Annotated in this window: 19 protein-coding genes; 6 read left to right on the top strand and 13 right to left on the bottom strand. The window is 69.5% G+C overall.

The features are described from left to right. Nucleotides 1–44: 44 nt before the first annotated feature. Nucleotides 45–1,076, top strand: a complete 1,032-nt coding sequence (locus ACI3KS_RS16525; RefSeq protein WP_404919637.1) for a LacI family DNA-binding transcriptional regulator — start codon at nt 45–47, stop codon at nt 1,074–1,076. A 30-nt stretch (nt 1,077–1,106) separates the two neighbouring features. Here ACI3KS_RS16525 and ACI3KS_RS16520 read toward each other — a convergent pair whose 3' ends face one another. The 9 genes from ACI3KS_RS16520 to ACI3KS_RS16480 all read right to left on the bottom strand — a co-directional run bounded on the left by ACI3KS_RS16520 (nt 1,107) and on the right by ACI3KS_RS16480 (nt 13,955). Then, nucleotides 1,107–2,228 carry a hypothetical protein gene (locus ACI3KS_RS16520; protein ID WP_404919636.1) on the bottom strand — a complete coding sequence of 374 codons (1,122 nt, stop codon included), beginning with the start codon at nt 2,226–2,228 and terminating at the stop codon, nt 1,107–1,109. A 65-nt stretch (nt 2,229–2,293) separates the two neighbouring features. Next, entirely contained in the window at nt 2,294–4,963 is a 2,670-nt protein-coding gene (locus ACI3KS_RS16515; RefSeq protein ID WP_404919635.1) for an alpha/beta hydrolase-fold protein, read from the bottom strand. A gap of 332 nt (nt 4,964–5,295) precedes the next feature. Then, nucleotides 5,296–7,023: a hypothetical protein gene (locus ACI3KS_RS16510; RefSeq protein ID WP_404919634.1), complete on the bottom strand. Its 1,728-nt coding sequence runs from the start codon at nt 7,021–7,023 to the stop codon at nt 5,296–5,298. Nucleotides 7,024–7,197: 174 nt separating this feature from the next. Next, on the bottom strand, nt 7,198–8,367 hold the full coding sequence (locus ACI3KS_RS16505) for a hypothetical protein (protein WP_404919633.1): 1,170 nt from the start codon (nt 8,365–8,367) through the stop codon (nt 7,198–7,200). Nucleotides 8,368–8,425: 58 nt separating this feature from the next. Further along, entirely contained in the window at nt 8,426–9,559 is a 1,134-nt protein-coding gene (locus ACI3KS_RS16500) for a bifunctional 2-methylcitrate synthase/citrate synthase (RefSeq protein ID WP_404919632.1), read from the bottom strand. 136 nt (nt 9,560–9,695) lie between these two features. Beyond that, a complete protein-coding gene (gene prpB, locus ACI3KS_RS16495) occupies nt 9,696–10,598 on the bottom strand; it encodes a methylisocitrate lyase (protein ID WP_404919631.1) in 903 nt (300 codons plus the stop codon). A 109-nt stretch (nt 10,599–10,707) separates the two neighbouring features. After that, entirely contained in the window at nt 10,708–12,258 is a 1,551-nt protein-coding gene (locus ACI3KS_RS16490; protein WP_404919630.1) for an MmgE/PrpD family protein, read from the bottom strand. Then, nucleotides 12,255–12,914, bottom strand: a complete 660-nt coding sequence (locus ACI3KS_RS16485) for a GntR family transcriptional regulator (protein ID WP_404919629.1) — start codon at nt 12,912–12,914, stop codon at nt 12,255–12,257. The genes ACI3KS_RS16490 and ACI3KS_RS16485 overlap by 4 nt, the downstream gene beginning before the upstream one ends. An 84-nt stretch (nt 12,915–12,998) precedes the next feature. Further along, nucleotides 12,999–13,955, bottom strand: a complete 957-nt coding sequence (locus tag ACI3KS_RS16480; RefSeq protein ID WP_404919628.1) for an EamA family transporter — start codon at nt 13,953–13,955, stop codon at nt 12,999–13,001. Nucleotides 13,956–13,994: 39 nt separating this feature from the next. Here ACI3KS_RS16480 and ACI3KS_RS16475 point away from each other — a divergent pair, with 39 nt between their 5' ends. From ACI3KS_RS16475 to ACI3KS_RS16455, 5 genes are all read left to right on the top strand, one after another. After that, on the top strand, nt 13,995–14,528 hold the full coding sequence (locus tag ACI3KS_RS16475; RefSeq protein WP_404919627.1) for a CGNR zinc finger domain-containing protein: 534 nt from the start codon (nt 13,995–13,997) through the stop codon (nt 14,526–14,528). Between the two features lie 153 nt (nt 14,529–14,681). After that, nucleotides 14,682–15,656, top strand: a complete 975-nt coding sequence (locus ACI3KS_RS16470) for an acetylxylan esterase (RefSeq protein ID WP_404919626.1) — start codon at nt 14,682–14,684, stop codon at nt 15,654–15,656. 93 nt (nt 15,657–15,749) lie between these two features. After that, nucleotides 15,750–16,679 (top strand): hypothetical protein, encoded by a 930-nt coding sequence (locus ACI3KS_RS16465; protein WP_404919625.1) that lies wholly within the window; start codon nt 15,750–15,752, stop codon nt 16,677–16,679. Between the two features lie 20 nt (nt 16,680–16,699). Then, complete coding sequence (locus ACI3KS_RS16460; protein WP_404919624.1) at nt 16,700–17,758, top strand: PLP-dependent cysteine synthase family protein; 1,059 nt, start codon at nt 16,700–16,702, stop codon at nt 17,756–17,758. A 20-nt stretch (nt 17,759–17,778) separates the two neighbouring features. Beyond that, nucleotides 17,779–18,285: a glycine cleavage system protein R gene (locus ACI3KS_RS16455; RefSeq protein WP_404919623.1), complete on the top strand. Its 507-nt coding sequence runs from the start codon at nt 17,779–17,781 to the stop codon at nt 18,283–18,285. Nucleotides 18,286–18,338: 53 nt separating this feature from the next. Here ACI3KS_RS16455 and ACI3KS_RS16450 read toward each other — a convergent pair whose 3' ends face one another. The 4 genes from ACI3KS_RS16450 to ACI3KS_RS16435 all read right to left on the bottom strand — a co-directional run bounded on the left by ACI3KS_RS16450 (nt 18,339) and on the right by ACI3KS_RS16435 (nt 23,259). Then, nucleotides 18,339–19,712: a reverse transcriptase family protein gene (locus ACI3KS_RS16450; RefSeq protein ID WP_404919622.1), complete on the bottom strand. Its 1,374-nt coding sequence runs from the start codon at nt 19,710–19,712 to the stop codon at nt 18,339–18,341. Between the two features lie 275 nt (nt 19,713–19,987). Continuing rightward, complete coding sequence (locus tag ACI3KS_RS16445) at nt 19,988–21,001, bottom strand: aldo/keto reductase family protein (RefSeq protein ID WP_404919621.1); 1,014 nt, start codon at nt 20,999–21,001, stop codon at nt 19,988–19,990. Between the two features lie 64 nt (nt 21,002–21,065). Then, complete coding sequence (locus ACI3KS_RS16440) at nt 21,066–21,575, bottom strand: hypothetical protein (protein ID WP_404919620.1); 510 nt, start codon at nt 21,573–21,575, stop codon at nt 21,066–21,068. A gap of 118 nt (nt 21,576–21,693) precedes the next feature. After that, the gene (locus tag ACI3KS_RS16435; protein ID WP_404919619.1) at nt 21,694–23,259 is read right to left on the bottom strand and encodes a DUF4407 domain-containing protein; all 1,566 of its coding nucleotides are present in this window, start codon (nt 23,257–23,259) and stop codon (nt 21,694–21,696) included. Between the last annotated feature and the right edge of the window lie 62 nt (nt 23,260–23,321).

The following is a 23,321-nucleotide window of genomic DNA, read 5'->3' as shown; positions in this document are numbered from 1 at the left end:
CGCCCGGCGACGTGCTCGCGCGAAGACTTCTGAATGGTGGCTCCATGGAACCGACGATGCACGACGTCGCTCGACTGGCGAGCGTGTCGATCAAGACGGTCTCCAACGTGATCAACGATCATCCCCACGTGCGGCCGCAGACCCGGGAACGCGTCGAACGCGCGATCGAAGAGCTCGGATACCGGCCCAATCTCTCCGCCCGCGGGCTCCGTTCCGGCCGCACCGGCGTGATCGGTCTCGCCGTCCCCGCCCTCCGGGAGAGCTACTTCGCAGAGCTCGCCGACGCCGTCATCCGCGCAGCGGACGCTCGCGGTCTCGGCGTCGTGGTCGAGCAGACGAGCGGGGAACGATCACGTGAGCTGCTGGCGGTGTCCGGCGGACGACTCCGTCTGACCGATGGCCTGGTCTTCAGCCCGTCCGCTCTCGGACAGGCCGACGCCCACGAGCTCGACACCGACTTCCCCCTCGTCCTGTTGGGCGAGCGCATCTTCGACGGTCCGACCGACCACGTCGCGATGCACAACACGACCTCGGCGCGTGCGGCGGTCGAGCACCTCATCGACACCGGCCGCCGACGGATCGCCATCATCGGCGCCGAAGCGCACCCCGGAGCCGAGGTCAGCTCGGCGAGCCTGCGCCTCGAGGGCTACATCCAGGCGCTCAGCGCCTCGGGCATCGACCTCGATCCCGCGCTGGTCCGACCGAGCGTGCACTGGAACCATGCGGCGGGAGCCGAGACCACCAGGCGGCTCATCGATGAGGGCGTCGTCTTCGACGCCGTCTTCGCCCTCAACGACACGATGGGCCTCGGTGCGCTCCGCGCCCTGGGCGAAGCCGGTCTGCGTGTCCCGAACGACGTCAGCGTGATCGGATTCGACAACATCGACGAGGCCCGCTACTCGGTGCCCTCCCTGACGAGCATCGACGTCGGCCGCGAGCAGATCGCCATCGCCGCCATCGACCTGCTCATCGAGCGCATCGAGGAGAAGGGCGAGCGGCGCTCACCGCGCACGGTCACCCCGGATTTCCGCATCGTGCGCCGGGAGTCGACGGGCTTCGCGGCACCAGGGAGCTGAGGCCCTCGACGGGTCGCCGACGCAGGGGCCTCACTCCTCCGTCTGCGCCTCCGCGCGTGCCGCCGCGACCGCCTCGTCGATCCTCGCCTGCGTGCGCACGGCCGAGCGGAGGCGCAGGTGTCGCGCCGCCAGGACCAGCAGCACGGCGCCGACGACGAGGATCAGCTGGGCCCACGGGATCGTCCAGACCGTGACCGTGGCGCTCGTCGCGTCCAGGGATCCGTCGATGACGTCGTCTCCGACCGAAGCCGGTCGCACACTCGTGCGAACCTCCGTCACGAACAGCGGCCATGCGAGAACGCTCACCTCGGCGGGCGAGGAGTCGCCGGGGAGGATCTCCCTGCGGACCTCGGGCGCCGCGTCGACGCCCAGGGCACCGAAGGGCCCGGATGCGCGGACGATCGATTCGGCACCGATGCGGACGTTCCCGGTGTTCACGAGGTCGTAGCGGAGGGTCAGAGTGCCAGGGGCGAAGGGGTTCCACGAGGGCTGGTAGGTCGCCTCGACGACGTCCGGACGTGCGCCGGCGATGACATCGCCCGAGACCCGGAGGTGCAGACGCACCCCGATGCGGGACGCGACGAGCACCTCCTGCTGTGCGCCGGGGAGCAGTTCCGCCACGATGCCGGCCGGATGGTCCCCGGGCCCCGCATCGCTCGGCACGTCCACGCGTACCGGGATCACGACGGAGGACTCCGGGCCGAGCGTGAGCACGAGGCCGCCCTCCGGACGAGCACTCGCTCCCTCGACCGCCCCCAGCGCGACCCACGCCCCGGCATCCTCCGAGCCCTCCTCCGGCGGCGCGAGATCGAAGCTGCCGGAGCCCGAGACCGCTCCGTCGCCGGCGTAGACGGCGAACGACGCCTGCTGGGATCCGAAGTTTGTGAGGACGACGGATTCGTCGATCCCGGCGCCCGGGTCGACCGTGTGCCGCAACGACACCCGCCCGTCGGCCTCACCGTTCGCCGCCGGCCGCAGTGCCCAGGTGACCTGGGCACTGGATTCGTCCGTCGACGGGTCGGATTCGGATGCGACGTGGCGGGATGCCGTGGAAGCGGATGCCGTCGACGCAGCGGCGCCGAGCGGGGCGGCGAGAAGAAGCGCGGCCGTGGTGACGGCCGCGCCGAGAACGGAGAGCGGTCGGAAGTTCATGATCCTCCTCGAAGAAGTGCGCGGCCGGCCGGAGGTCCGACCGGCCGCGCGAGGGGTGTTCAGGGTCAGTCGACCGGGAACAGGGAGATGGACAGCACGCTCGTGTACGAGCCCGGCTGCGTGCCCACGGGGACATCGAGTCGCAGGTCGGCGCCGAGGGTCGCGGAACCGAAGCGCCCTTCGGCGGTGGCCGTGGCCAGTTCGCCGGAGGTCCCGAGCCCGAGCCCTCCGTCCAGGGCCGTGGCGAGCTCGTCGCCCGCGACGAGGCCGGGCCGCGGGGTGAGCACTCGAGGCGACCACCCGAGGTGGTCCGCATCGATGCGCTGTCCACCGGAGACGAACGCCTGCGCCTGCGCGGCGACCGTCCAGCCTCCGAGCCCCGCCTGCTGCGCGGTGCGCGAATCCGCCACCGAGACCTCAGGGAGCTCCGCCGTCAGACGCAGCCGATCGCCGAGGTTCTCGGGTGCGGACATGCTGACGCCGTCACCGAAGTCCGCGACGGAGAGCGCGAGCACGCCGTTCTCCCCCTCGGCGATCTCGGCGTGCACCGGCACACCGGACGCTGTCTCCGCGACGAACAGCTTCGGCAGGAAGTCGATCAGAGCCTTCTGCCAGACGTCCCAGCTGTGCGGCCCGGGGATGGGCGGGTTGAACTCGTGCTCGACACCGCGGGACTCGAGTGCGCTGATGAGCGACATCGTGTTCTGGTAGGTGAAGTCCTGGATGTCACCCGTGTAGACGGACAGGAGCTTCGTGCCGGCGTTGATCGCCGCGACATCGGCGTTCGCCGGCGGTGCGGTGAAGGCCGAGAACGCACCGATGTAGCCGAACGTCCCGGGATGCGCGTACAGCGTGCTGAGCGCGTGACCCGAACCCATCGACAGTCCCGCGAGTGCCCGCTGCGCGGGATCGGAGCTGACGTTGAACGCCGCCTCCGTCGTGGGCAGCAGGTTCTGCGTGATCTCCTTCGGGAAGTCCACGCCGTTGCCGTTCGCCATCACGACGACCATCGGACGGATGGTCCCGTTGGCGTAGTGGTTGTCGAGGATCTGGGCGGCGCGGCCGACCTTCACCCAGTCGCTCCACGTCTGGCCGCCGCCGTGCTGCAGGTAGAAGACCGGGTAGGCCTCCGCACGCTCGGGGTCGTAGCCCGGAGGCGTCCACACGTACGCCGACCGCGGCTGGCTGCCGGCGAGCGTCGGATAGCTCATGGTCTGCACGGTGCCGCGCAGTTCGGGTGCGACATCCCCGGTGAACTCACCGCGGATGCCGTCACCGGCGACGTAGAAGGTGCTCCAGTTCACCTCGGAGTCGACGGTGGTGGGGTTCCCGGCATCCTTGCGGTCCACACGGTCGACCACGAACTTGTAGTAGTACGAGCCGCCTTCGAGAGGCCCGAGGTTCAGACGCCAGCGGTCACCGGACTTCTCCATCGGGATGCGGAGCCAGTTGCCCGCCGGTCCCCAGTTGGCCCAGACCGTGACGTTCTTCGCCGAGGCGAACTCCGTGCCGGTCTCGAAGGTGACGACCCCGTGCTCGTCGATCCACGGGGTCGGGGTCGTGCCCGGTGCGGGCAACGTGTGCGTGCCCTCCAGAGCGCGATGCCCCTCACTCATGCCATGGTTCTCGACGTCCTGGAACAGACGGGGCGCGAAGTCGTGCAGCGACTCCTGCCAGGTCTCCCAGCTGTCGCCGGAGGCGGGGTTCACACCGTCGAACTCGTACTCCACACCGGCGGCGTCGAGCTTGGCGGTGAGCGCGACGTTCTGGTTGTAGGAGCGGTCGGTCGTGTTGCCGACGTAGAGCCGCACCAGGTCGGTGCCCGCGTTGATCTGAGACGCCTTGGCCGCAGTGATCCCGCCGGCCAGGCTTCCCGAGAACGAGCCGACCTTCGAGAACTCGCCGGGGTCGGTGACCATGAGCGTCAGCGCCTGTGCGGCGCCTCGCCCGATACCTGCGATCGCCTGGTCGGACGCGTCATCGGAGATGTGGAACTCGTCCCGCGCTGCGGGCAGCAGATCGTCGAGGATCTCGGTCCGCACATCGGTGGAGTCCCCGTCGGCCATGACGACCACCATCGGCTCGATCTCGCCCTCGACCGCGAGGTTGTCGAGGATCTGGGCCGCGCGTCCGAGCTCGGTCCACTCCGTGTGCGCCTGACCGCTGTCCTGCAGCAGGTACAGGACCGGATACTCCTCCGCACGGTTCGGGTCGTAACTCGGGGGCGTCCAGACCTGAGCCTCGCGCTCGGCGCCGGCGGCCGTGCTCTCGTAGGTCAGAGTGTGGAGCTGTCCCCCCGCGGGTACGTCGGCCTGCCAGGCCGCGGATTCGCCGTCGATGAAGAACGTGCCGTACGACGGCTGCGCGGTGACGGTCTGCTCCGTCGCGGGGTTGCGGAACGTCACCAGCTGCTCTGAGCCGGCGACCGTCGCCTTGTACTGGAAGTAGTACTGCCCCGGTTCGAGGGGTCCGATGGTCGCGGTCCACGATCCGCCGCTGAGACCGAGGTTCAGCTGCGCCATGCTGTGTCCCGGTCCGAAGTTGCCTTCGACCGCGAGCCCCGCCGGCGCGGAGCCCACCTGGCTGCGCACGACCGAGTCCGGCACCGTGAAGCGGTAGAGGCCGTCGGCGGGCTGGGAGATCCACGGATCCGCCGGCCCTTCTGCAGCGGCAGCCGCCGCCGGCACCGCGAGGAGCGTTCCCACACCGACGGCTGTCACCGCCAGCAGTGCCATCCACCGATGTCTTCCCCGCGTCGGAGAAGTACTCGTTCGAGTTGTGATCACCTTTGATTCCTCTCGTGTCCGCTGCCCGCCGAGCGGCGGCAGCAGGGAGGCCCCACCATCGGGGCACATCCCGATTCGCAGCTCTCACGCACGTTGGAGACCGAGCGTTTACAACGTCGTAAACCTGCACGACACAGCCTTCCCTTCGGTATATGGGTTGTCAATACCCAATTACGACGTTGTAATAAAGACCGTGATTGCGCTGCGAAACAGCCCAGACACGACGACGCCCGGCATCCGAGGAAGGATGCCGGGCGTCGAACCGCTGCGTCAGGAGGTGATCACTCCCAGATGACCGCGGGTGTCTCCGCCGAGAAATCGACCTTCGGGCTGAGCACCGACGCCCCGAACAGCACCTCGAACTGGCTCGTGGAACTGCCGTTCGTTCCGTCGAGAGTGATGTCGACGCTCCAGTAGTCGTACGTCGTGACGATCGCTCGCTCGGACACGGTCGGTGCGAGGTTGGCGATCTTCGCCTGAGCCTCGGCGTCGATCGTGCGGGTGATGGTGCCGTCGATCGGGGTGTAGCCGTCCTGGCTCATGGCGCTGACATCCATGCCGCACGGGGTGCTGAGCGACTTCGAGGCCAAGCATTCGTTGAACGAGGCCGACACCAGCTCGCGGAACTTCGCCGTGCCCGCCTCACTGAGGACTGGCTTCACGGAGTACAGGTCGTCGCCGTCGCCATCGTTCCCGAGGATGAACGTGCTCTCTCCATCGATCGCGAAGGCGTCGATACCGACCGCGAACGCATAGGTCCCGGGGAAGACCGACGTGTACTCGGCCGGAGCCGCGGCACCGTTGACCGTCAGGTCGAGACCTTCGAAACCGTAGGGTGCGGAGAACGACACCAGTCCGTCGACGATCTCGTAATCGCCCTCATCGCCGTACGCCTCGTACACCTGGAACGTGCGCTCGATGGTCGTGTCGCCGATCGTGAAGCTCGCATCCACGATCGTGTCGCCGTAGTCGTTCTCCGACTCCTTCTCGCCGATCTCGATGTCGCCGATCGGGTTCAGCTCAAGCGATGCCGCCAGCACGTCGTCCGTGAGCAGATCTTCGCCGTAGTTCGAGTCGACGTATTCGAGTGCCGCCTCGGCGTCTCCCTCGGAGAGCGCGGTGAGGTATCCCTCGACGAACTCGGATGGCGATGACGCGGCCGGCGCCGTGCCGCCACCCCCTGGGCCGGCTTCGGGGCCGCGCGTCACGATCGGGATGATGATCGCCGCGGCGATGATCAGAACGACCGCGACGCCGCCGCCGATGAGGCCGAACAGGAGGCCCTTCGACATCGGCTTCTTTGGCCCCGCCGGAGCGGCTCCGTAGGCGGGATAGGCCGCGTTCGGATCGGCGGGTGACGCGCCGGGGTACGCGTTCGGGTCCTGAACCTGACCGGGATATGCCGCCTGGGCATACGCGTTCGGGTCTTGAGGCTGGCCGGGGTAGGCAGGCTGCGCATAGCCGTTCGGGTCCTGCGGCTGCCCCGGATATGCGGCCTGGGCATATGCATTCGGGTCCTGGGGCTGACCGTACGCCGCCGGATCGACAGGCTGCCCGTACGCGTTCGGGTCCTGCGGCTGCCCGTACGCGTTCGGATCCTGCGGCTGCCCGTACGCGTTCGGATCCTGAGCCTGCGTCGGATACGCCGCCGCCGGATCCTGCGGAGGTTCGTGCGCGGCCGGAGCCCCATACGGAGCCGGCGCCTGGTACGGAGCCGGAGCCTCATACGGAGCGGGCGCCTGGTACGCGGGCGGCGCCTCGTAGGGAGCCGGAGCTTCATACGCGGGTGGCGCCTGGTACGGGGCCGGAGCCTCATAGGTGTGCGGAGCGTCGTGCGTCTCCCCCTGCTGCTCGCCCGGTGCCGGGTACGCATTCAGGTCGACGGGAGGCGTCTGCGGCGCGGTCGGGTCGACCGGCGCGGGTGCCGCGGACCAGTCGCCGGGCGGAACCGGCCCCGGCGCTGCGGGCACCTCGGGGTCCTGCTGCGGTTTGTCAGGCGTGTCGTTCATGGCTTCTCTCCCCCTCGGACGTCGGGCACGACGTCGGCTGCGATTCCCTCCGCCCAGTCGGACGGCCTCACCACCGGCGAGATCAGTAACCTGTGGATCCCTGCCAGAGTACCGCGAGCGCCCGCGATCGCAGGGCTGATCTCATGGTGAGGACTCCCCATCGGCGGTCCCGCCTCAGTACGAGTTCTCCACGGCCACGAGGCTCGGCCACTCGTCGTAGCGGAAGCTCGTCCCTCGGTGGTCGGGCAGACCCTCCACGACATCCGGGCTCCACCAGCGCACGAGGACGTCGTCGTTCGGGCGTCTGGGCTCCGTCTCCGCCCGGAGCGTCACCCGACTCCCCTCCGATACCTCGTCGACGATCACCGACAATCTCCAGCCGCGGTCGAGGTCCTCCGCGCTGAACGTGCCCGTCCACGGTGCAGGGGTCGAACTCGGCGCACCGTCGGCACCCGCACCCGCATCCGGAGTCGGCTCGGTCACGACGGGCGTCTCGGCCTCCCACCCCCGGGCTACCGCGATGCCCACGAGCTCATCGAGCACGGTGGCCGGCGGGGAGTCAGAATCCGAGAGCACCGTCCACTCGGCCACCATCCTCTCGGAATCCTCGATCGAGTCGCGATCCTCCATCAGTCCGCAGCAGTCGATACTCCAGCCGTCCTGCGCGATGTCCTCGCGAAGATCGACCAGTGAGCGCTGGAGCTCCTCCCACTCCTCGGATTGCGCCTGCGCGGCTGCGCGGACCTCATTCTCGCCGTGAGCGGCGACCATGAGGACACCCACCCACCACAGCACGGGGATGACGATCATGCTGGCACCGACGATCCATGCCCCGTGCCGGATGTCCTTCGGCACATCCGTGGCGAACACGGCGCACGCGAAGGCCAAAGCGATCCCGCCGATCGCGAGCAGAAGGGCGGTCAGGAACACGAAGCGCTGCCCGGAAGCGGACAACCCGAACGCGTCGCCGAGCCCCGAGTCGATGGCGCCGGAGTCCCCCGTGCCCTGATGAGCGAGCGCCGCGACGATCACGCTCCACCAGCACACCATCATCCCGATGCTGACCAGACTGGGCGATGATCTCGCGCCCGCGGACCGGAGGAACATCCGCGGTGCCATTCCGAGCATGCCGAACACCGGGATGATGACGATCAGAGCAGGCAGGAGGATCAGCATCTCCCACCCGCCGCCCATTCCCATCAACGCATACGTCACCACCGGCATCGCCCAGGCGATGCCGGGCCACAGATACCAGATCAGGGTGTTGACGTCGTCTGAGCCATGGGAGGCCTGAAGAGTCGGGCCGACCTCGTCCTCCGTGATCTCGGTGTCCTCTTCCCCCATGCCGCGAGCATAGACGGAGCCGCCGCCGGGCACCGCGCACTCTGTGGAGAACAGTCGTTCAGAGCGCGACGTGCCGCTCGTCCACCCCGTCGTACAGCGACAGCGGACGGATGAGCGCATTCGCGCTGGCCTGCTCCATGATGTGCGCGGTCCACCCGGTCACCCGCGCCGCGACGAACAGCGGCGTGAAGGTGAGCGTGTCGAATCCGATGAGGTTGTACGCGGGACCGGAGGGATAGTCGAGGTTCGGGTGTATCCCCTTGCGCGCGACGAACCGGCTCTCGAGCTCGTCGTAGAGCGCGGCGACCTCCGGGCGGCCGTAGTGCTCGACGAGGGTGTCGAGCGCGGCCTTCATCGTCGGCACCCGCGAGTCGCCGCTCTTGTAGACGCGATGCCCGAAGCCCATGATCTTACGCTTCTCGGCCAGCGCACGCTCGAGCCAGTCCTCGACGGCATCCGCCGATCCGATCTCATCGAAGATGTGCAGCACGGCCTCGTTCGCCCCGCCGTGCAGCGGTCCTTTGAGTGCGCCGATCGCTCCGACCACGGCCGAGTAGAGATCGCTCAGAGTCGAGGTGATGACCCGCGCGGTGAACGTCGACGCGTTGAAGGAGTGCTCGGCGTAGAGGATCATCGAGCGGTTGAACGCATCCACGACAACGGGGTCGGGCAGCTCGCCGAACGTCATCCACAGGAAGTTCGTGGAGTAGTCGAGGTCGTCGCGCGGTGCGATGATCTCCTGGCCGCGGCGGCGGCGCTGACCGTAGGCGACGATCGCCGGCAGGGCGGCGAACAGGCGGATGCTGCGCGAGAGGTTCTCCTCTGGGCTCCCGCCCGCATCGAGCACCGAGCCGCCGGCACCCGGGTCAGAGGCGCCGATCACGCTGACGGCGGTGCGCACCTCGTCCATGGGGTGGGCGGTCACCGGGAGCAGGTCGATGGCGGCCTTGACGTTCTCGGCGAGCGCCCGGTGCGGACGTTCCTCGGCGCGGAACGCGGCCAGTTCGGATGCCGTCGGCAGCTCACCATGCCACAGCAGGTAGGCGACCGCTTCGAACGGCTGCGTGGCCGCGAGCTCCTGCACCGGATAGCCGCGGTACAGCAGGCTGTTCGTCTCGGGGTTGACCTTCGAGATGGCCGTCGTGTCGACGACGACCCCCGCGAGGCCCTTCTTGATGTCCGGCTCGGTCATGCTCACTCCTTCGTGCAGGTGTAGTCCATCTTGACGCCCTTCGTCTCGCTCCGCTCGCTCAGGAACCGGAACGGGCTGCGCCCTTCGTCTCGCTCCGCTCGCTCAGGAACCGGAGCACAGGGACGAGACGAGGCCGTCAGGGCCGCTCGACCGTGAAGTCGAAGACCCCAGAGTCGAACCGTGTGTACGACTCGTAGTCGATGAGGTCGTACAGATCCGCCCGGTGCTGCATCTCGCCGAGCTTGGACGTGAGGTGGCCCTCGTGGTCGAGAGTGTCGAGCGCACGGCCGGCTGCCCCCATTGCGATGCGCAGCAGCGACACCGGCCAGATGACGATGTTCACGCCGGCGTCGCGCAGCTGTGCGGTCGAGAACAGCTCGCTCTTGCCGAACTCGGTCATGTTGGCGAGGATCGGCACGTCGACGGCATCCGCCACAGCCTCGAACTCGGCGAGCGTGCGCATCGCCTCGGGGAAGATCGCGTCGGCTCCGGCATCCACCAGCGCCTTCGCGCGGTCGATCGCAGCGTCGAGCCCGTCGATCGCCCGGATGTCGGTGCGCGCCATGATCAGGAAGTTCTCGTCACGACGCGCGTCGGCCGCCGCGCGGATGCGCTTGATCGCGGTGTCCTCGTCGACGACGCTCTTGCCGTCGAGGTGACCGCAGCGCTTGGGATTGACCTGGTCCTCGATGTGCGCGCCCGCGAGGCCCGCGTCCTCGAGCTCCTGGATCGTTCGCGCCACGTTCATCGGCTCGCCGAATCCGGTGTCGGCGTCGACGATGGCAGGAAGGTCGGTCATGCGCGCGATCTGCTTCGCACGCCCCGCGACCTCGGTCAGCGTCGTGAGTCCGATGTCGGGGAGTCCCAGGTCGGCGGCGAGCACGGCGCCGGATATGTAGACGCCCTCGAAGCCCTTCTGCGCGATGAGCCTGGCGCTCAGCGGGTTGAACGCACCAGGAAAGCGCAGCAGCTCACCGGTCGCGAGCCGCTCGCGGAACAGCCGCCGCTTCTCGGCCGGGGTGACGGTGGAGTACAGCATCAGCTCTCCTTTTTGATCGGGCGCGTTTCGTCTCGTCGCTTCGCTCCTCGCTCAACGACCGGGGAAGGTCGTTGAGCGAGCGCAGCGAGACGAAACGCGGTGAGGCGCATCAGAACAGTCCCTTCGGAGCATCCGCGCCCTCGAGGACGCCCGCCTTCGCGACGATCGACAGCTCGCCGACCTCGGACGCTGTCAACTCGGGCAGGCGCTGCACGAGCTCGAGGAACCGCTCGATCTCGGTCGGCTCCAGCACGGGCTCGGCGAGCAGGCGGAACTTCGCGATGTAGTTCTCCCGCGCGAACGGACGCGCCCCCAGGGGGTGCGCGTCGGCGACGGCGATCTCGTCGACGATGGTCGAGCCGTCGGCGAGGGTGATCTCGACGCGACCGCCGAAGGCCTTCTCGTCGGGATCCTCGGAGTGGTAGCGGCGCGTCCACTCGGCATCCTCGGCCGTGGTGACCCTGTGCCAGAGTTCGACCGTGTCGGGTCGCGCGGCACGCTCCGGGGTGTACGAGTCGACGTGGTGCCAGCCGCCGTCCTGCAGCGCGACAGCGAAGATGTACGGGATCGAGTGGTCGAGCGTCTCGCGGGAGGCCGTCGGGTCGTACTTCTGCGGGTCGTTGGCGCCGGAGCCGATCACGTAGTGCGTGTGGTGGCTGGTGTGCAGGACGATCGATGCGATCCGCTTGTCCGCCGGCCCCTGAGCGAGCGCAGCGAGACGGAGGGCGGGATGCTCGGCGCCGAGCTTGCGGGCCAGATCGATCCAGGCCTGTGCCTGGTACTCGGCCGAGTGCTCCTTCGTGTACGAGTCGAGGATCGCACGCTTGGGCTCTCCCGCGGCGGGCAGCGGCACCTCGTACGCAGCGCCCTCGCCGTCGAGCATCCAGGCGATCACGCCGTCCTCGCCCTCGTAGATCGGGCTGGGCGAGGTCTGGCCGCGCATGGCTCGGTCGACGGCTTCGACGGCCATCTTGCCGGCGAAAGCCGGAGCGTGCGCCTTCCACGTCGAGATCTCGCCCTTGCGGCTCTGGCGGGTGGCCGTGGTGGTGTGCAGCGCCTGGCCGACGGCCTGGTACACGGTCTCCACGTCGAGCCCGAGCAGCGTGCCGACGCCGGCGGCGGCCGAGGGGCCGAGGTGCGCGACGTGGTCGATCTTGTGCCGGTGCAGGCAGATCGCCCGCACGAGGTCCATCTGGATCTCGTAGCCGGTGGCGATGCCCCGCACGAGTGCTCGGCCGTCGGCTCCCACGTGCTGTGCCACCGCGAGGATCGGCGGGATGTTGTCGCCGGGGTGCGAGTACTCGGCAGCGAGGAACGTGTCGTGATAGTCGAGCTCGCGCACGGCCACGCCGTTCGCCCATGCCGCCCACTCGGGACTGGTGCGGTGGTCGAGCGCCGCACCGAACAGGTTCGCCCCGACGCCGCCGGACGAGACGGGGTGGCTGAAGGCCTGCGCACGCGCCGCGTTGATCGGTGCACGGGTGAGGGATGCCGCGGCGACCGCGGCGTTGTCGATCAGGCGGTTGATGATCATGTCGACGACGGCGGGCTCGACGTCGACCGGGTCGACCGCGACCTCGGCGATCTTCCAGGCGAGCTGGTCCTCTCTGGCGAGGTTCTCCTCGCTGCGGTGGACACGGACGTGATGCGTGACGGTCATTTCTGTCCTTCGTTGAGGGTCTCGAGGATGCCGGTGAGAGCGTTGTGCAGATGCACGTGTGTGGCGTGGGCGGCGAGGTCGCCGTCGCGGGCGGCGAGCGCCTCGGCGATCGTGCGGTGCTCGGCAGCGGACGCTGCGAGGCGGGCGGGCTTGTCCCGCGCCATCCGCCGAACCCGCACGAGGTGGGTGCGCACGGTGCGCAGGGCCGAGGCGATGTAGTCGTTGTCGACGGCGTCGTCCAGGGCGGCGTCGAAGCGGTCGATCAGCGCGTAGTAGTCGTCCCTGCCCTCGCGGGCGGCGAGGTCGACGTGGGCGAACTCCGCGGCGAGCGCCGCGAAGAGCTCGGCGTCGCCGCGGACGGCGGCGAGCCGGGCGGAGGTCTCCTCCAGTGCGCGGCGGATCTCGAAGAGCGCGCGGATGTCGGCGGCATTCAGGGCCGCGACGACGGTGACCCGGGGCGACTGCTGCACGACCAGCCCGTCGGCGACGAGTCGGCGGAGGGCCTCGCGCAGCGGCGTGCGGCTGATGCCGAGGCGTGCGGCCTGTTCGACCTCGCCGAGCACGAGGCCGGCGGGAAGAGCGCCGGACTGGATCCCGTCGAGCAGCTCCGCGTACGCCCGATCACTCGCGGTACTGCGCTCGACGGAGGGACTCATGCTCCGAGTGTATACAGAAACCAAGAGAAGTTGGATCGAATATTCAGAATCCCCGACTTACGTATACATAAATCGATTCCCGGCTCACCTCTCAGGGACGGGCTCGACGAACTCCTCAGCGGCCGCGGGCTCACCGAGCTTCACGATGACGACGCCCGCGAGCACGAGCGCCCCGCCGAACGCCTGCAGGAGTCCGGGGAGCTGCCCGAGCAGCAACCAGCCGAACAACAGGGCGGCCACGACCTCGGCGAGCGCGACGAACGAGGCCACCCTCGAGCCCAGCATCCGGGTCGAGGCGATGCCGAGCAGGTAGGCGACGGCCGTCGCGATCACCCCCATCGCGAGCACCGGCACGAACCACGGCACTGTTCCGAATCGGTACGAGATGTCCGCGGTCGTCCATGCGAGCGGCAGCACTCCTACCGCGCCGGCGATCGTGAGCCCCAGGGCTCCCATCAGCAGGCCGGCGCCGGCGAGCACGATCGGCGGCAGACCCGTGTCAGCCTTCGCCGACAACACGAAGTACGTTGCAGCGCCGACCATCGCGCCCAGCGCCCAGAGCACGCCCGGGACGTTCATGCTCGCTCCGGTGACGACATCGAGCATGAGGACGAGCCCGATGAACGCGACGATCGCGCCGAGGATGCTGCGCCCGCTCGGACGCTCCCCCCGCCGCAGCCAGAGCCAGAGGATGACGGCGACCGGCGCGGTGTACTCGATCAGCAGGGCGATGCCCACGTCCATGACGGCGACGGCCTGGAAGTAGCAGAGCTGGGTCGCCGTCACGGCGAGCAGGCCGTAAGCGGCGATCATGCCGAGGTTGCGGCGCAGCATCCCCCAGCGCCCGCGCAGCGCGAGGATCGTCGGCGCCAGCAGCACCAGGGCTGCGACCCAGACCCGCACGGTGACCGCGGCGCCGGGTGTCCACCCGGCATCGATGAGCCCACGAGCCCAGGCGCCGGACATGCCGAACGCGAAGGCCGCGGCGATGGCGAGCGGAAGACCGAGGCGCACCCCCGCGTCATTTGCCATCCTGCTCATGGGATGTGACGCTACTCGGCACGAATGTAAGATGTCAATATGCCTTTCACCGATGACACGGCCGATGCCTTGCGCGCGGCCGTATGGCTCGTCAACAGCGCGGAGGATCCCGACACCCTGACGGATGCCGCCGACGAGGCGGCGCTCCTCCTCGAGTTCCCCTACACGGGTCGGCTCGACCGCGATACCACGGAGATCGAGCAGCTGAGGGCACTGCGACCGGAGCTCCGCGCCATGCTCCTCGCCGAGCGTGACGACATGGCCGAGCACGTGAACCGTGCCCTCGCCGGCGTCACCGTAACGCCGCGTCTCACCCGGCACGGCGACCTCGACTGGCACCTGCACGCGGTGGACGACGATCGCCCGCTCGCCGAACGGGTGCTCGTGGAGACCGCGATGGCCCTGGTCGACGTCATCCGTGCCGATGAGGGCTCGCGCATCTCGGTCTGCGCCGACGACACGTGCCAGGCTCTCGCCCTGGATCTCTCGCGCAATCGCTCGAAGCGGTACTGCTCCACGACCTGCGCGAACCGCAATGCGGTCGCCGCCTATCGCGCGCGCCGCGCCGGCTGACCGGCGCCCTCTCCGTTTCATGCCCGCCCCGCGCCTGCGGAACGGAGGAGATCTGCACGTCGGAGGGCCGAATCCGGTGAGACCGACCTCCGCACCGCTGATCTCCTCCGCACAGCCCGTCGCCGACCGCCGCTCGTGGGAGAATTCCTGCCTATGGCCTTCCGCGCACCCTATGACTCCTGGTTCCCGGATGCAGCCTTCGATGGCAGCTACGGACGCACCCCCGCACAGCTCCGGCAGGTCCGCCCCATCCCACCACGCCCCGGATTCGCCGACACCTGGCGCAGATGGCGTGCCGAGGCGAGAGCCGTCGACGCGGCTCCGGAGGTGCTGTCCGCCGACACCCAGAACCGCCGAGAGGTCTCGCTCGTCGAGTACTCCGGCGTCGACGGCATCCGGCTGCGCGCGTGGGTCGTCTCTCCGGAGGCGGGGCGATCGGCGGCGGTGGGCGTCGTGCACGGGCACGGCTACGGCGGCCGGGACGCGATCGACCTCACCCGCGTTCCGGTCGACGCGGCCGCGATCTTCCCGGTCGCGCGCGGCCTCGGCATTCTGAACTCGGGAGTCGGGGCTCCGTCGGAGGTGCCCGAGCACGTGCTCGCCGGGATCGACGACCCAGAGCGATACGCGCTGGGACTGTGCGCGCGCGACCTCTGGCAGGCGGCGGATGCTCTCATCGCCCTCGCCGGCGAGCTGCCGCTGTACTACGTCGGCGAGAGCTTCGGCGGCGGCGTCGGCGCGCTCGCGCTGCCATGGGATGAGCGGTTCCGCGGAGCGACGCTGATCGTGCCGAGCTTCGGCCAGTACGATGAGCGCCTCGCCGTCGAGTGCCTGGGCAGCGGCGAGACCGTGCGCGCGCACGTCGCCGCCCACCCCGAGGCACGGGAGGTGCTGCGGCTCTTCGATGCCTCGACGGCGATCGGCTTCGCCGAGATCCCGGTGCGCATCGAGGCCGCGCTGTGGGACCCGTACGTTCCACCCCAGGGCCAGTTCGCGGTCGCCGCCGCCGCCGCTGATCTCGAGCTCGAGGTGCTCCCGGCCGGCCACGCCGACTACCCCGGATCGGATGCCGTCACCGCCGCAGCCGTGGCGGGCGGGCTCGCCCACCTGGATCGCGTCGCCCGCTGACGACCGCGAGGTGCGAGAAGCGGCCGTTCATCCTGCCGCGGATTAGCCTGGTACGACCATCGATCAGCCGACGGATGCCGGGGAGGGCACAGCATGAGCGACGACCGCGACCCGAACCCGAGCGGAGTCCCGGCCCCCGATGCCGTCGCTGCGCCGGAGCCCGTCGTCGCCCCGCCGACCTACGATCCTTCGGTATCGGCGCTGCCGTCGCAGCACGGGGTTCCGCTCGCACCGCCTCTGAGCGGAGTGCCGGATGCCCCTGCACAGGCACCGGCCTCCCCGCAGGCACCGGACTACGCACCGGCGCCGCCTTTCGGGCTGGCGCCCGGCTACCCGCAGGGCCCGGCATCCCCGCAGGCGCGGGCGGCCGCTCGACTGCCGCCCTACGCGAACGCCGGCTACCCGGCATCCGGCGCATACGCCGGCAACCCCGCCTACCCGGCATCCGCACCTCCTTCGTCGACCGGTTCGAACCGGACGCTCTGGATCGTGCTCGGCACGGTCGGCGGTTTCCTGGTGCTCTCGATCATCGGGGTCGTGATGCTGTTCTCGCTGATCCTGCGTGCCGTACCCGATCCGGTGGCGCTGCCGAGCGGCATCCCGTCGACATCGTCCGACCCTTTCGACGACCCGAGCGACGATCCGACCGACAACCCTTTCGACGATCCGTCGGACTCGGATGTCGACGCCCAGGCCGGCGAGGAGCTCGCTCAGCTGCTCGACGACACCAAGGCGAAGTACCTGCAGCTGCGCGACTCGGGTGAGCTGTGGCAGCAGATCCCCGACACGGAGTTCAATCGCACCGCGCTGTCGGCGTTCCTCTTCTTCGTCGCCGATATGAAGGTCGCGACGATCTGGGGCATCACGGCCGAGCAGGCCGACGAATACACGCAGCGCGTCGCGATGCTCGAGGAACGCCTGCTCGCTCAGCAGCCGCTCGGAGACGACATCCGCATGACGACCGACCGCGGCGTGTTCACGTACGACGGGGAGACCGGCGAAGGAGGCTGGGCCGAAGGCTGACCCGGCGATACGCTCGATCGATGACCTCTTGGACCAGCGATGCGATCGCCCTGCTGGAAGCCGACGCGAACCGCAGCGCCGACACCCACCTGCACGTGTTCCCGCTGCCGGCGGAGTGGGGTATCGACCTGTACCTCAAGGACGAGTCGGTGCATCCGACCGGCTCGCTCAAGCATCGACTCGCGCGCTCACTGATCCTCTACGGGCTCGTGAACGGACGCATCCACGAGGACACCGTGCTCGTCGAGTCGTCGAGCGGATCGACCGCCGTGTCGGAGGCCTACTTCGCCCGCATGCTCGGGCTGAGGTTCATCACCGTCGTGCCGCGCTCGACGAGCCAGGAGAAGATCGACCTCATCGAGTTCTACGGCGGCACCTGCCACTTCGTGGAGCGCGCCGAGGACATGTCGCCCGAGGCGCGGCGGCTGGCCTCCGACTGCCGCGGGCACTACCTCGACCAGTTCACGTTCGCCGAACGCGCGACCGACTGGCGCGGCAACAACAACATCGCCGAGAGCGTGTTCAGTCAGCTGTCGCGGGAACGGCATCCGATCCCCCGCTGGATCGTCGTCGGCGCCGGTACCGGCGGCACCAGCGCGACCTTCGGACGCTACGTGAAGTACCGGCGGCACGAGACGCAGGTCGCGGTCGTCGACCCGGAGGGTTCGGCGTTCTACGACGGATGGGCCGGCACTCCGGATGCTCCGGCCGGGCGCCCGAGCCGCATCGAGGGAATCGGTCGGCCACGGGTCGAGCCGTCGTTCGTGCCGAGCGTGATCGACGAGATGATCCGCGTGCCGGATGCCGGATCGATCGCTGCGATCCGCCTGCTGCGCGAGCGCACGATGCACCTGGCCGGCGGGTCGACCGGCACGAACCTGTACGGCGCGTTCCAGTTGATCGCACGCATGCGCGCCGCCGGCGAGACCGGCAGCGTGGTGACGCTGATCTGCGACAGCGGCCTCCGCTACGCCGGAACGTACTACTCCGACGAGTGGGTCGCCGCGCAGGGCTGGGACCTCGCGCCGCACCGCGCCCGCATCGAGCGGTTCCTCGAGAGCGGCGACTGGGTCGAGTGAGCACTGACTACGCTGTCGCCATGACTACTCTGATCCTCACCGTCGCGGGTGCAGACCGTCCCGGCCTCGTCGCCGCCGTCGCCGATGTCGTCGACGCCCACGGTGGCAACTGGGAGAACAGCTCTCTCGCCGAGCTCGCCGGCACCTTCGCCGGCGTCATCGAGGTCTCGGTGGACCCTGCCAGGACCACCGAGCTCGAGACAGCGCTGAGCGCGCTCGACGGGCTGCTCACGGTCGCGGTGCGCACCGGAGCGGATGCTGCGGAGCCCGAGGGCCGCCTGCTCGACATCCAGATCCTCGGCAACGACCGACCCGGCATCGTCCGCGAGGTCTCGACCGTGCTGAGCGCCCATGCGCTCAGCATCGACGAACTCGCCACCGAGACCCGCGACGCCGCGATGGCCGGCGGCCGCCTGTTCCAGGCATCCGTCAGCGCTCGGGTTCCGGCATCCGTCGATCTCGACGCGCTGCGCGCGGATCTCGAGCGGCTCGCGACCGAGATCCAGGTCGACATCACCCTCGACTGACGCGGCGGACGGGGCCTCGGCGCGCCGGAGAGATCCGCCCGACACTGCTGCCCTCACCAGCGGATGCTCAGGAACTCCTCCCGGAGCTTTCGACCCCGGTCGGGATTCACGCTCTCCACCCAGGAGATGCGCCCGAGCAGATGGGCACGGAAGTCGCCGACCCCGGAATGGTTCTGCGTCGCCGGGCCGTGGGTCACGCAGTTGTGGATCGTCGCCTTCAGCCGGTCGTACTCGGCTCGCGAGATGTTGACGTGCTGGTTCACCACGATCCCGGTGACGGTCTGCCGGACGCCGCTGCGCCGGATCCGTGTCTTCGCGATGCTCAGCGAGTGCCCCTCGTCCTCGACGATCCGCTGCACACCGCGGACGAAGGCATCCGGTCGCCGGGCCAGCGATCGCCCACCGCTGAAGGCGAGGTCGTCCGCGTACCGCGTGTAGACGGCGCCGACGCCCGACGCCCACCCGGCCAGCCGGGAGTCGAGGCGCCGGATGGCGAGATTCGCGAGCATAGGCGACGAGGGCGCACCCTGCGGGAGGTGCGGGGCCGCGAGTGCCCGGCGCAGCGCGAAGCGCTCGCCCGACGACCCGCCGGCGGGCATGGCGGCGAGCACGCGCGGAGGCACGGCATTCGTGCACACGCCCGTCACGGCGTGGGCGACGGGCTCGGAGTATCCGGCCTGCCGCAGTGCGCCGTAGACCCGCCCCGCGGTCACCCTCGCGAAGAACGTCGTGAGATCGAGGCAGACGACGACGTCGGAGCCGGCGTGGCGCGCCGCTCCGGTGATCGCGCTCCGCCCGGGGATGAACCCGTGCGCGGCGTCGTGGTTCGGGATCAGGCCGAGAACGCGCTCCAGCAGCCCCCGTTGCGCACGGCGCAGCCGCTTCTCCGGCACCTCCAGCAACCGTGGAACGCGCCCCTGCCGCACTCTCCACTCGTAGCGGTAGAGGTGCAGCGGGCCCGCCGGTGCGCGGCGGTTCCAGTGCTTCGTGTCGGCGAACCAATCGAGTTCGCCGGTGGCGAGATCGAGCAGTGCCGCCAGTCCTGCGAGGTCATCGATTCGAGGCAGACCTCCGAGCGGCTCCCGCGACCGCGCAGACGTTGCAGGACGGTGGGCGATCGTGACCGCCGCGCCTCGTTCTCGCGCCTTTCGCATGGCGTCTGTGAACGCGGGCGCATCCTGGATCCTCGAGGACAGCAGTCGTGGAGCATCGACAGGGGCGCGGACGAACTCGCGCAGGATGCTGTGGACGAGAGGTGCGAGCCACCGGCGGCGCGCCCCGAGGACGTACGCCCCTGCGTCTGTCAGCGCCCGTGGCGACCACTCGTCGGCCGCGAGGAAGGCGTCGGCCAAGGCATCCGCGACGTCCGATGGCCGAGCACGCGGCGTTCGGGCGAGCACTCGGGCGCCGGCCGACGTCGCCGTCATCGTGAGCCGAGCGTCTGCGCGCCCCGAGCGGGGCCAGGCGAGAGCGTGCGACGGCTCGCGGACGACTCGTCCATCAGTGCGGGCGCAGAGCTGCGCGGAGCGCAGTGGCGCGCCTGCGGCGGTCGTTCCTGATCAGTCTGCGTACCCCGGGGTATCCCCGGAGAGGGCGGAACACGGCGTGAACCACCCGCCTCGTCCGCAAGCCATCGCACGGCGCCACCCTAGCAAGGATGCTCCTGCCCGAACCCGAGCAGGAGCATCCTTCCGGGCGGACCTCAGACCAGGCGGGCCTTCGGCGACACCGAGTAGGTGTCGTCCGCGTCGCGGTTGACCACGTCGCCGAGAGCCATGTCGATCGCGGCGAGCGTGTCGGCGTCGAGCGTGACGCCCGAGGCCTTGACCGTGTCGGCGAGCTGCTCGGGGCGCGAAGCGCCGATCAGGGCGGCGGCGACGTTCGGGTTCTGCAGCACCCAGGCGATCGCGAGCTGCGGCATCGTGAGGCCCGCCTGCTCGGCGATCGGCTTCAGACGCTGCACGGCGGTGAGCGTGTCATCGGTGAGGAAGCGCTTGATGAACACGGCGCCGCTCTTCTCGTCGGTCGCACGCGAGCCCGCGGGCACCGGCTGGCCGGGCAGGTACTTGCCGCTCAGCACGCCCTGCGCCATCGGCGACCAGACGATCTGCGAGATGCCCAGATCTTCGGATGCCGGCACGACCTTGCCCTCGATCACGCGGTGCAGCATCGAGTACTGCGGCTGGTTCGAGATGAGCTGGATTCCCAGCTGCTTCGCGAGCGCGTGCCCCTCACGCAACTGCTCGGCCGTCCACTCGGAGACGCCGATGTACAGCACCTTGCCCTGACGGACGAGATCGGCGAACGCCTGGAACGTCTCCTCCAACGGGGTCTCGTAGTCGAACCGGTGCGCCTGGTAGAGGTCGACGTAGTCGGTGCCGAGACGCTTCAGCGAGCCGTTGATCGACTCGAGGATGTGCTTGCGGCTGAGCCCGGTGTCGTTCGGACCCTTGGGGCCGGTCGGGAAGTACACCTTCGTGAAGATCTCGAGCCCTTCGCGGCGCTGGCCCTTCAGCGCGTCGCCGAGCACGACCTCTGCCGCGGTGTTGGCGTAGGTGTCGGCGGTGTCGAATGTGGTGATTCCGGCGTCGAGCGCCGCGTGCACCGTCTTGACGGCGGCGTCGTCGCCGACCTGCGAAGCGTGGGTGACCCAGTTGCCGAAGGTGATCTCAGAGACCTTGAGACCGCTGTTGCCGAGATAGCGATAGTTGACCATGAGAAAACGCTACCGGGCGGGGCGGGCATCGGGGCCGGAAAAGGGCGAAGACGAGCGGATGCCGTCACGTTCGTTTCGCGGGAGCGGGAGCGGATGCCGCGGGGCGCGGCGACCAGGCGAACGTCACCGCGAGGGTGATCGCCGTACCGAGAGCGAAGAGACTGGCGACGTAGAGCGGCCGCGCCCACGGGGAGTAGTCGCCACCACTGATGCCGTAGGCGTCGGCGAGGCTCATCCCCGGACCGAACGAGGCGATGAAGTAGGCGGGCGCACCCATCACGAGCACGGCGCAGTACAGGAGCACTGTCAGCCGCGCGGGCGCAGCATCCTTGATCGCGAGAGCGGCCACGCCGAGCGCGATCAGGACGCCGAGTCCGAAGATCCCGAGCACCATCCCGGTGTCGATGACCTCACCTGCCTCGCTCATCCCCGCACGGATCTCCGCGATGCTCTTCCCCGGCACTGCAGCCAGCGGGTTGAGCACGAGGATCTGCACCGCCCCGAGCGTCGCATACAGCACGACGGCGAGGACGCCGATGACGGACACGGTGATCGCAGGGCGCCGGGAGGTCATCCGGTCACCGTAGGGGCGTTGGCTGGACATCCTCCGAGTGCGGGCACCGGCGACGCACCGGGTCGGCGGCACGGCGACTCGCCGCAGCGAGCGGGCCTGAAACGGGAGGGGAATCCGATCAGACCTGGGCCGGCAGCGCGCGCTCCTCTCGGCGATCCGCCCGGGTCTGCGGTGCCGCAGCTGCGGCGTCCGGTTCCGGCTGCTGAGCGGTCTCGTGTATCGCCTGCGACTGCGCCACCACGATGTCCGCGCGATCGCGGAAGCCGTCGGCGGTCACCCGGTCGAGAGCGACCTGCTTGCGGATGGCCGCGGCACGCTCGTAGAGGGTGGGCTCGCCGTAGGAGGTGAGCACCTTCACGATCACCGGCAGCAGCTCGATCATGAAGAACAGCGCGGCGATGAGCCAGTGCGCCCAGAAGATCGTGGGCTCCTTCTCGGCCAGCCGGTTCAGGCCGCTGATCTGACTGAGCAGACCGACGGCGCCAGCATTGCCCTGGGCGACGGCATCCGCCCTGGCGTTGTACGCGGCGAGCGCGGAGTCGTACGTGGTCTGCGCAGCGGGCAGCTGGGCCTGCGCCTCGGTGCGGTTCTGCGCCTCCGACGTCGCGGTGTTCTCCTTGGCCGAGGTGCTGGCCGCGGCGAGCTCGTCGTTCGCGGTGCGCAACTGAGCCGCGAGCGCGTCGTAGGTCTGCTGCGCCTCGGCGAGCTGAGCCTGGGCGGCATCCGAGCTCGCGCCCTCGCCGTTCACCCCGGTGCACCCGGGGACGGTGCCTGCGCCCTCGCCGGTCAGCTCGCACTGGTACAGGATGCGGGCCTGATCGATCACGGCCTGCTGATCGGTCATCTTGGCCGTGAGGTCGTCGACGGTCGCCTGCGCGGCCGATTCGCTCGCCGACGCCGAGTCGGTGCCGGCGACGATGCCGGTCGCGGCCTGGTTCTGGAGTTCGGCGAGGCGAGCGGATGCCGCATCGAGAGCGATCTTCTCGGGGCCGGACTCGAGCGCCTCCTGGTCGGACTGCGACTGGGTGATGTTCGTGGAGGCGACCTCGCGTGCGATGTCGTTGTGGAAGATCTGCAGCACGAGCGGCTCGGCGACCACGAAGCCGATGATCGCAGCCATCACCACGCGGGGGATCCCGAGACCGATCAGCCGCCAGACGTTCTTCGTCGACGCCATGGTCGAGGTGAGGAACCGGTCGAGGTTGAAGATGATGAGCGCCCACACGATCGCGAGCGGCACGGCGAGCCAGATCGCGGCCCGCACGCCGGTGGTGAGGGCGAAGAGCATCGAGATCGCCGAGACCAGGGCGGTGCCGGCGAGGACGAAGAACATCTGCACGAATCGCGGGGTCTCGCCAGGCACGCGATCGAGGATCTGCCCCTCGGCGCCGCCGAGGATCGCCAGGGTGCGCAGGCGCGAACCGGGCACGCGGGGCTTCTTCTCGCGCGGGACGCGCGGCGGCTTCGGGGCCTTCATCCGTGGCGCGGGCTGTGCTGCGGCATCCGCCTCTGGGATCGTGTCGTCGCGCGGCGCGGCCGAGGTCGTGGGCTCCGTCGCGGGCGATCCCGTGGGCTCGAACTCGCGCAGGAACTCGAGGTCCTCGGTCACGGCGTCGGGCTCGCCGTCGAGGATGATCCGACCCTGCGAGTCGTAGCGACCAGGTCGGTGAGCGGAGTAGGGCATCCGTCTACGGTACGGAATCCCGCCTGTGCGTCCCGTGGACGGGAGCTTTGAGCGGCGTCCAG

The organism is Microbacterium sp. ZW T5_45 (assembly GCF_044987415.1).
Classification (GTDB): Bacteria; Actinomycetota; Actinomycetes; order Actinomycetales; family Microbacteriaceae; genus Microbacterium.
Note: the sequence above shows the minus strand (reverse complement) of the source record. Positions and strands in the feature narration are given on the sequence as shown.

Excerpts from the sequence above, each read along its gene's own strand:
- ACI3KS_RS16465 (WP_404919625.1), top strand. The coding sequence starts at position 15,750 with ATGAGCGACGACCGCGACCCGAACCCGAGCGGAGTCCCGGCCCCCGAT.
- ACI3KS_RS16470 (WP_404919626.1), top strand. The coding sequence starts at position 14,682 with ATGGCCTTCCGCGCACCCTATGACTCCTGGTTCCCGGATGCAGCCTTC.
- ACI3KS_RS16520 (WP_404919636.1), bottom strand. The coding sequence starts at position 2,228 with ATGAACTTCCGACCGCTCTCCGTTCTCGGCGCGGCCGTCACCACGGCC.
- ACI3KS_RS16490 (WP_404919630.1), bottom strand. The coding sequence starts at position 12,258 with ATGACCGTCACGCATCACGTCCGTGTCCACCGCAGCGAGGAGAACCTC.
- ACI3KS_RS16500 (WP_404919632.1), bottom strand. The coding sequence starts at position 9,559 with ATGACCGAGCCGGACATCAAGAAGGGCCTCGCGGGGGTCGTCGTCGAC.
- ACI3KS_RS16450 (WP_404919622.1), bottom strand. The coding sequence starts at position 19,712 with ATGACGGCGACGTCGGCCGGCGCCCGAGTGCTCGCCCGAACGCCGCGT.
- prpB (WP_404919631.1), bottom strand. The coding sequence starts at position 10,598 with ATGCTGTACTCCACCGTCACCCCGGCCGAGAAGCGGCGGCTGTTCCGC.
- ACI3KS_RS16475 (WP_404919627.1), top strand. The coding sequence starts at position 13,995 with ATGCCTTTCACCGATGACACGGCCGATGCCTTGCGCGCGGCCGTATGG.
- ACI3KS_RS16480 (WP_404919628.1), bottom strand. The coding sequence starts at position 13,955 with ATGAGCAGGATGGCAAATGACGCGGGGGTGCGCCTCGGTCTTCCGCTC.
- ACI3KS_RS16435 (WP_404919619.1), bottom strand. The coding sequence starts at position 23,259 with ATGCCCTACTCCGCTCACCGACCTGGTCGCTACGACTCGCAGGGTCGG.
- ACI3KS_RS16440 (WP_404919620.1), bottom strand. The coding sequence starts at position 21,575 with ATGACCTCCCGGCGCCCTGCGATCACCGTGTCCGTCATCGGCGTCCTC.
- ACI3KS_RS16525 (WP_404919637.1), top strand. The coding sequence starts at position 45 with ATGGAACCGACGATGCACGACGTCGCTCGACTGGCGAGCGTGTCGATC.
- ACI3KS_RS16505 (WP_404919633.1), bottom strand. The coding sequence starts at position 8,367 with ATGGGGGAAGAGGACACCGAGATCACGGAGGACGAGGTCGGCCCGACT.
- ACI3KS_RS16445 (WP_404919621.1), bottom strand. The coding sequence starts at position 21,001 with ATGGTCAACTATCGCTATCTCGGCAACAGCGGTCTCAAGGTCTCTGAG.
- ACI3KS_RS16455 (WP_404919623.1), top strand. The coding sequence starts at position 17,779 with ATGACTACTCTGATCCTCACCGTCGCGGGTGCAGACCGTCCCGGCCTC.
- ACI3KS_RS16460 (WP_404919624.1), top strand. The coding sequence starts at position 16,700 with ATGACCTCTTGGACCAGCGATGCGATCGCCCTGCTGGAAGCCGACGCG.
- ACI3KS_RS16485 (WP_404919629.1), bottom strand. The coding sequence starts at position 12,914 with ATGAGTCCCTCCGTCGAGCGCAGTACCGCGAGTGATCGGGCGTACGCG.
- ACI3KS_RS16510 (WP_404919634.1), bottom strand. The coding sequence starts at position 7,023 with ATGAACGACACGCCTGACAAACCGCAGCAGGACCCCGAGGTGCCCGCA.
- ACI3KS_RS16515 (WP_404919635.1), bottom strand. The coding sequence starts at position 4,963 with ATGGCACTGCTGGCGGTGACAGCCGTCGGTGTGGGAACGCTCCTCGCG.